Below are 6,823 nucleotides of genomic sequence, written 5' to 3' on the forward strand. Positions count from 1 at the left end.
TTATAAAGAACGTAGGTTGATCATGAGCGAAAATTACAAGTATGGTTTTGTGACTGATATCGAGAACGAGGCTTTTGAAAAGGGTCTTAACGAAGATGTCATCCGCCGTGCCAGCGCTCTCCGTGGCGAACCTCAGTTCATGCTGGACTTCCGCCTGAAGGCCTACGAAAAGCTCTTGACCATGGAGCAGCCCAAGTGGGGCGAACTGAATTTTGAACCTGTAGATTTGCAGGACATCGTCTATTATTCCGCTCCCAAGAACAAGAAATCCCACGAAAAAATCGAAGACGTGGACCCGGAACTTCTGGCCACCTTCGAAAAGCTGGGAATTCCCCTGGACGAACAGAAGCGCCTGGCCAACGTAGCCGTGGACGCCGTGTTCGACTCCGTCAGCATTTATACAAGCCACAAGAAGAAACTCATGGAAATGGGCATTATCTTCTGCAGTATTTCCGACGCCATCAAGGAATATCCGGAACTGATTGAACAGTACCTGGGTAGCGTGGTTCCTGCAGGCGACAACTACTTTGCCGCCCTGAACAGCGCCGTCTTTGGCGACGGAAGTTTCGTCTACATTCCCGCAGGCGTCAAGTGCCCCATGGACCTGTCCACCTACTTCCGCATCAACAACAAGGAAGCAGGCCAGTTCGAACGCACCCTGATTATCGCCGACGACAATGCCGAAGTCAGCTACCTGGAAGGCTGCACCGCTCCTGAATTCTCTAGCAAGCAGCTCCATTCCGCTATCGTAGAACTGGTAGCCAACGAGAACGCCAAGATTAAGTACAGCACCGTGCAGAACTGGTACGCCGGCGACCGCGAAACTGGCGCAGGTGGCGTCTACAACTTCGTGACCAAGCGCGGCAAGTGCGCCGGCAAGAACAGCCGCATCAGCTGGACCCAGGTAGAGACCGGTTCCGCCATCACCTGGAAGTACCCCAGCTGCGTTCTGGTTGGCGACAACTCCGTAGGCGAATTCTACAGCGTTGCCCTTACCAACGGACACATGCAGGCCGATACCGGCACCAAGATGATCCACATCGGTAAGAACACCAGGAGCACCATTATTTCTAAGGGTATCAGTGCCGACTGCTCCAGCAACGCCTACCGCGGCGAGGTTTCTATCCGTAAGGGAGCCGCAGGCGCCCGCAACTACACCCAGTGCGACAGCATGCTGGTTGGTGACAAGAGCGCCGCCCATACGTTCCCGTATATCACGGTGGCAAACCCCACCGCACAGACGGAACACGAAGCCACCACCAGCCGCATCAGCGAAGACCAGCTGTTCTATTTCGAGAGTCGCGGCATCAAGCGCGAAGACGCCATTCAGGCCATGGTAGGCGGTTTCTGTAAGGACGTGTTCAAGGAACTCCCCGGCGAATTCGCCACCGAAGCCCGCCAGCTTCTGACATTGAAGCTGGAACACAGCGTGGGGTAACTCGCGTGTCATCCTGAGCGCCCCTCCGCGTGTCACCGGAAAACACAACCGCCCCCCATCTTTGAGCGTATTTTTACAAAAGGGGTTACTAAACAAACCAATTTCAACGTTTTGGTAACCCAATATTTAGTTTATCTACAACATTTTCTCTTTAAAAGGTTACTAAAGTCCTTTACACATCAATTTTAGTAACCCACAATAAGAGCCTCACACAGGAAAAGCTCCTTTCACCAGCACTTTTTGTTTAATTTATTCAAAAAAGGGGTTACTAAAACACATCTTCAAACATATTTAGTAACCCATTTTGCCGAAAAGGCATCACTTTCACTCCGATTAGATTCATTTCTTGTTATATTGTGAAAAAATTGGATTCCACTCCTACAAACCTAAGAAACGCATGGTCTTCGGCCCCCTCTAGATGGAACCCGCAAACAACGAGGTATTTATGAACGTTCTTTTCTTGATGGCTAACGGTTTTGAAGAAACCGAATTCGTTACTCCTTTTGACTACTGGCAGCGTGGCGGTCTGAATGTGACTTTGGCTTCCATCAGCGATAGCCTGGAAGTTGTAGGCGCCCATGGTCTGGCCATCAAGGCAAACGTTCTCTTGAAAGACGTGATGGCAGGAGCCGCAGCTAGCCTCGCCGACTTCGATGCAGTCTGCCTCCCCGGTGGCGGCCCCGGCGTTCAGAACCTGAAGGCTGACCCAGCCGTTGCCGACGTCCTGCGCGACTTTGATTCCAAAGGCAAGTGGATTTTCGCCATCTGCGCCGCCCCGCTGGTTCTTTCCAAGGCAGGTCTCCTCAAGACCCGCAAGTGTACTTGCTTCCCGGGCTGCGAAGTGGAACTGGACTGCAAGCAGTTCCTTACCGACCGCGTAGTCGTCGATGGCAACATCATTACCAGCCGCGGCGCCGGTACCGCCGAAGAATTCGCCTTTGAATGCCTGGCCCAGGCAGCCAACCGCGAAACCTCCGAAAAGATCCGCAAGCAGGTGGTAGCCCGCTAAAACTTCGGGGCGCGCTCCACCGAAGCGCAGGCCTTTGAAACGGCTCAGTTTGCGACAGCTCCAAGGTGAAACCTTGGGGCTTTTTTACTAAATTTGGCCCTATGAATTTTCAAGATCGCATTATCCGCGCCACAGGCAAGAAGACTCCCTTCCGCCTGATTGTGGTTGACCTGACCAAGACCATGAACACCATCGGCAAGCAGCATGACGCCAAGGGTTACGCCCTCAAGCTCATGGCCGAGAACTCCATCGCCAGCCTCTTTTTGAGCGCAGGCCTCAAGTTCCCCGGCACCGTAAGTTTCACCACCAGCTTTGGTGGCGAGATCACCTGCATCCAGTCAGACTCCACTCCCCAGGGTTTGATCCGCGCCATGATTCCGCAGAGCGAACTGCAGGCCATCGGCGGCAACGAACCCGCACTCGTTCCCCAGACCGTCAAGGTGGTCAAGCTGAACGAACAGGGCAAGCGCGTTCACGAAAGCATTATCGAGGCCCCCTCCGTTTCTATGGGTCAGAATCTGGCCAGCTACCTCTTGCAGTCCGAACAGGTACGTTCCGCTGTGGGTATCGAAGCCAATTTCAATAAAGAAGACCCCAGCAAACTGGACTACGCCGCCGGTTTCTACATCGAAGCCTTTCCGGATCTTGAAGACAAGGACATCAACCTGATTGAAGTGATCATCCAGAACCTGCCCACCTTCAAGGACATGACCAAGGCCGAAGGCTTTGACCTGGATGAACTGCTGGACCAGCTCCGCGGCCCCTACGAAATCGACATCGTCAAGGAAATTGAACCCAAGGCCTACTGCCCCTGCAGCCAGGAACGCATGGTGGGTACCGTAGCGACCCTCCCCCTCAATGACCTGGAAGATCTGGAAAAAGACGGCGAAGACCTGGACGTCACCTGCGACTTCTGCCGCAACAAGTATAAGATCACCCTGAACGACCTGCGCGAAATCATCGCCAGCCGTAAAAAGAATTAACGTCAATCCGAAGGATTAATATGTTTACCAAACAATGTGTCGTCACCCTGGACCTTGAAGGCGTTCTCGCTCCGGAAATCTGGATTGCCGTTGCAGAAAAGACCGGCATCGCCGACCTGCGCCTGACCACCCGCGACATTCCCGACTACGACGTTCTGATGAAGGGCCGTATCAAGATTTTGGAACGCGAAGGCATCAAGCTCAGCGACATCCAGAATGTAATCGCCAACCTGGGCCTGCTGGAAGGCGCCCGCGATTTCATGGACACACTCCGCGACGAAGCCCAGGTGATCATCCTCAGCGACACCTTCCAGGAATTCGCCTATCCCATCATGAAGAACCTGGGCATGCCCAGCATTTTCTGCCACAACCTTGTTGTAGAAAATGACATGATCAAGGGTTACCACCTGCGCCTGAACGACCAGAAGACCAAGGTGGTCAAGTCCCTGCAAGACCTGAACTTCAAGGTATTTGCTAGCGGAGACTCCTTCAACGATACAGGCATGCTGAAGCAGGCAGACAAGGGTTGCTTCTTCTGCGCCCCGGATTCCATCGTCGCTCAGTTCCCCCAGCTGGAAGCCACCAAGACTTACGCAGAGCTCCTCGAAAAGTTCCATAAGTTCCAGGACACCCTTTAATTATTAGGGCTTTACTGCTAATAAACGCCGCTCCAAAGCGGCGTTTATTTTTGTTTCCGCATACTTTTAAATAAAAAAAATGGTCTAACTCAACAAAAATTAGGTTAGACCAAGTATCTAAGATACAGTTTTTAGGTAGGTAAATCTCAGTAAGTAAAAGGGTGTGATATTTTACTTAGTTATATTAGGTCTACACTTTGAAAGAACATAGCCAAAAATAAAAAATTTATATGTGAGCATCATTTTTACGCAGCGAGCACATCAAGAGCCTCGGTTCGAGAGACTCGATCTTGTAATTGTTACGGTTTTTCTTGGACTTTTTGTTCTTCTTGTTGAGTTTAGACACATAACCCCTATAGCCTTTCAAAGGAAAGGCTTTGTTAATTTGTTTAAAATCTTGTTATAGTTAGTAGTTTTTTACACAGCGGATGGAAAGAGCGTGAATCTTACTAGCTCCCCCCGATCGTTCAAAAAAATTCTTTTCCACATATACTGCACGACCAGCAATTTCATTACTATTATGCTGTTGAGGAAGATAAAAACCTGCAGACAACTTAATTTGGTCAAATTTTCCCAACTGCCAATACCCCGCAGGCAGTATCGACAGGCCGTAGTTGTTGCTACCGAAGCCGGCGACCTTCGAGCCCATGTAGTACGCGACGCTGTTGCTGCTTTTTGTCTGAAGATTCGCCCATTCGCCATCATTCGCTATATGCCAGCCATCCGGGCAAAGCCCCTGGTGAATGATTTCACCGTCAATCAATTTTCCATCTTTGTCTCGAGCAAAAGAATAATTGCATTGTTCTGACCCCAGCGAGACAGAATCACAGACCGAAGGAAGGTTCATGGCGTTGCTCCAGGTATAGAGTCCGCCCCAGCCGTTCTCGCAGTACCACGGGTCGTCATCGTAGCAGTACTTGGTCGAGTCGCCCTGTAGCGTGCCGCCCGCAATCATCTTTCCAAAATTGAGATTTTCCGCGAAATACACAAGCGTGTCCGTATAATAGATGCCATCCTTCAGGCTAACCGTCCGATACTTCTGTCCGTCGCGAGGGTCGGTGAACTCGCCGTAAGACACCTTCTCGTTGAACTGGTTTGTCATATCAAAGTAACTACTGCTAGACGTATTCGCATTTTCCATGGAATCAAGATTAAGCCATTGTCCACTACGGCAAATCATCTGGAAACCATCTTTATGATGATAGGTCACTCCTTCACAATCTTCCGTACACTCAACAAAACACATCAACTCTTTAGGAAAGGAACTTGAACTAAACAAAAACATATCATCACTTGAAGAACTGCTCATGGAGTCCGTGGACGAGCTGGATTTCGCAGAGGAAGAGCTGTTCGTAGTCGAAGACGAAACGCTGCTGCTGGATTTGTCATCTTTGCTGCTGCAAGACGAGGGGCTAGAGCCTTCATGGCTGTCGCCACTCAGGGTAGCGCCGCTGTCGGAGGATTCCTTTTCCGGTTCAACGAAGCTGCTGCTGTCGTCGTCACCGCAGGCGGTAAAGCACATGGTAGCGGCAACAAGGGCAAGGGCAAAAGGTAACAGTCGATTCATTTTTTTACTCCAAAGAAAGAAAATAGAAATTGTTGATGAGGCACGAGGTTCGAGGTATGAGCGCGCTCGCGGGGCTCGCTTCGAGGTTAAAATTTGGCGCCGTTGGCGCGGGGTTTTAATTATGAACTATGAATTATAAGAGGAAATTTGGCGGCTTCGCCGCGGGTTTAGAGGTTCGCTGCGGAACAACGTATCAGCGGCGGAAAACCGTGTAAGCGAAAAAAACTTGAGGAACCTTAAGTCTTGAGGGGACTCTCGATGCCCACAATCGCCTTCTCCTGCAGCGAAGCCGCGTAACTCACAACTCATAGCTCACAACTCATAACTCATAATTTTTTCAAAGGTGAAACAACTTCATAGGCAAAAAACATACATCCCAAAAATTAGTAAATAATAAGCCGGATGTCATACAAAATCATCCCAAAACTTTACTTTATATTGAAACAAAAAAAATTACTTAATACAAAAATCTTACACCACAAAATTACAAACAACTTACAACATTACGACATAAAAAATGCGGCATCCCGTAAGGTTGCCGCAAATTCCACGTTTTCAAAAAAAAATAGGCCTTCTTCGGCTTTTTAAAAAATTTATATGTGAGCATCATTTTTACGCAGCGTCCATCAAGAGTCTCGGTTCAAGAGACTCGATCTTGTAATTGTTACGGTTTTTCTTGGACTTTTTGTTCTTCTTGTTGAGTTTAGACACATAACCCCTATAGCCTTTCAAAGGAAAGGCTTCGTTAATTTATTTAAATTCTTGTTATAATTAGTAGTTTTTTACACAGCGGATGGAAAGAGCATTTGTCTTAAGCGCCCCTCCACTCCGACTAAAAGAATTTTTGTTAACATAGGCCGCTTGAGCAACATCCTCTTGACTTTTATGTTGTTGCGGCAGATAATAGCCCACAGACTCAGTAATGTGTTCGAATTTTTCTTCTTGCCAATACCCGGCTGGCAGTATCGATAACCCGTAAGAATTCTTGCTACCGAATCCGGTAACCATTGAGCCCATGTAATAGGCAACATCACTACCGCTCATTTCAGACAGAAGCGTCCATACATCCTCGTTCATCACATGCCACCCGTCTGGGCAAATGCCTTGATGCTGGAGAAAATTGATATATCCGTCGAGTTTTTCATTCTTATTGCTATAGTCAAACTTATTAGGACATTTTTCCGAAGC

General features: G+C 49.0%; 7 protein-coding genes. 4 read left to right on the top strand and 3 right to left on the bottom strand.

From position 1 onward, the window contains the following. Window positions 1–22 precede the first annotated feature (22 nt). The 4 genes from sufB to thrH all read left to right on the top strand — a co-directional run bounded on the left by sufB (window position 23) and on the right by thrH (window position 4,068). Window positions 23–1,438, top strand: coding sequence for a Fe-S cluster assembly protein SufB (gene sufB, locus BUB94_RS10520; protein WP_073160045.1), 1,416 nt, complete (start codon window positions 23–25; stop codon window positions 1,436–1,438). Window positions 1,439–1,883: 445 nt separating this feature from the next. Next, window positions 1,884–2,447, top strand: a complete 564-nt coding sequence (locus BUB94_RS10525; protein WP_073236826.1) for a DJ-1 family glyoxalase III — start codon at window positions 1,884–1,886, stop codon at window positions 2,445–2,447. A 101-nt stretch (window positions 2,448–2,548) separates the two neighbouring features. Then, the gene (locus BUB94_RS10530; protein ID WP_073159882.1) at window positions 2,549–3,430 is read left to right on the top strand and encodes an Hsp33 family molecular chaperone HslO; all 882 of its coding nucleotides are present in this window, start codon (window positions 2,549–2,551) and stop codon (window positions 3,428–3,430) included. A gap of 20 nt (window positions 3,431–3,450) precedes the next feature. Further along, window positions 3,451–4,068, top strand: a complete 618-nt coding sequence (gene thrH, locus BUB94_RS10535) for a bifunctional phosphoserine phosphatase/homoserine phosphotransferase ThrH (RefSeq protein WP_073159879.1) — start codon at window positions 3,451–3,453, stop codon at window positions 4,066–4,068. 406 nt (window positions 4,069–4,474) lie between these two features. Here the strand turns inward: thrH and BUB94_RS10540 are convergent, their stop codons facing one another. From BUB94_RS10540 to BUB94_RS10550, 3 genes are all read right to left on the bottom strand, one after another. Further along, window positions 4,475–5,635, bottom strand: a complete 1,161-nt coding sequence (locus BUB94_RS10540; RefSeq protein WP_083538227.1) for an FISUMP domain-containing protein — start codon at window positions 5,633–5,635, stop codon at window positions 4,475–4,477. 612 nt (window positions 5,636–6,247) lie between these two features. Then, a complete protein-coding gene (locus tag BUB94_RS16225) occupies window positions 6,248–6,346 on the bottom strand; it encodes an LEPR-XLL domain-containing protein (protein ID WP_175549720.1) in 99 nt (32 codons plus the stop codon). 60 nt (window positions 6,347–6,406) lie between these two features. Continuing rightward, window positions 6,407–6,823, bottom strand: a 417-nt coding sequence (locus tag BUB94_RS10550) for a fibrobacter succinogenes major paralogous domain-containing protein (RefSeq protein ID WP_217653125.1), incomplete at its 5' end; no start/stop codon positions are given.

It is taken from the genome of Fibrobacter sp. UWH9 (assembly GCF_900129715.1).
Lineage (GTDB): Bacteria > Fibrobacterota > Fibrobacteria > Fibrobacterales > Fibrobacteraceae > Fibrobacter.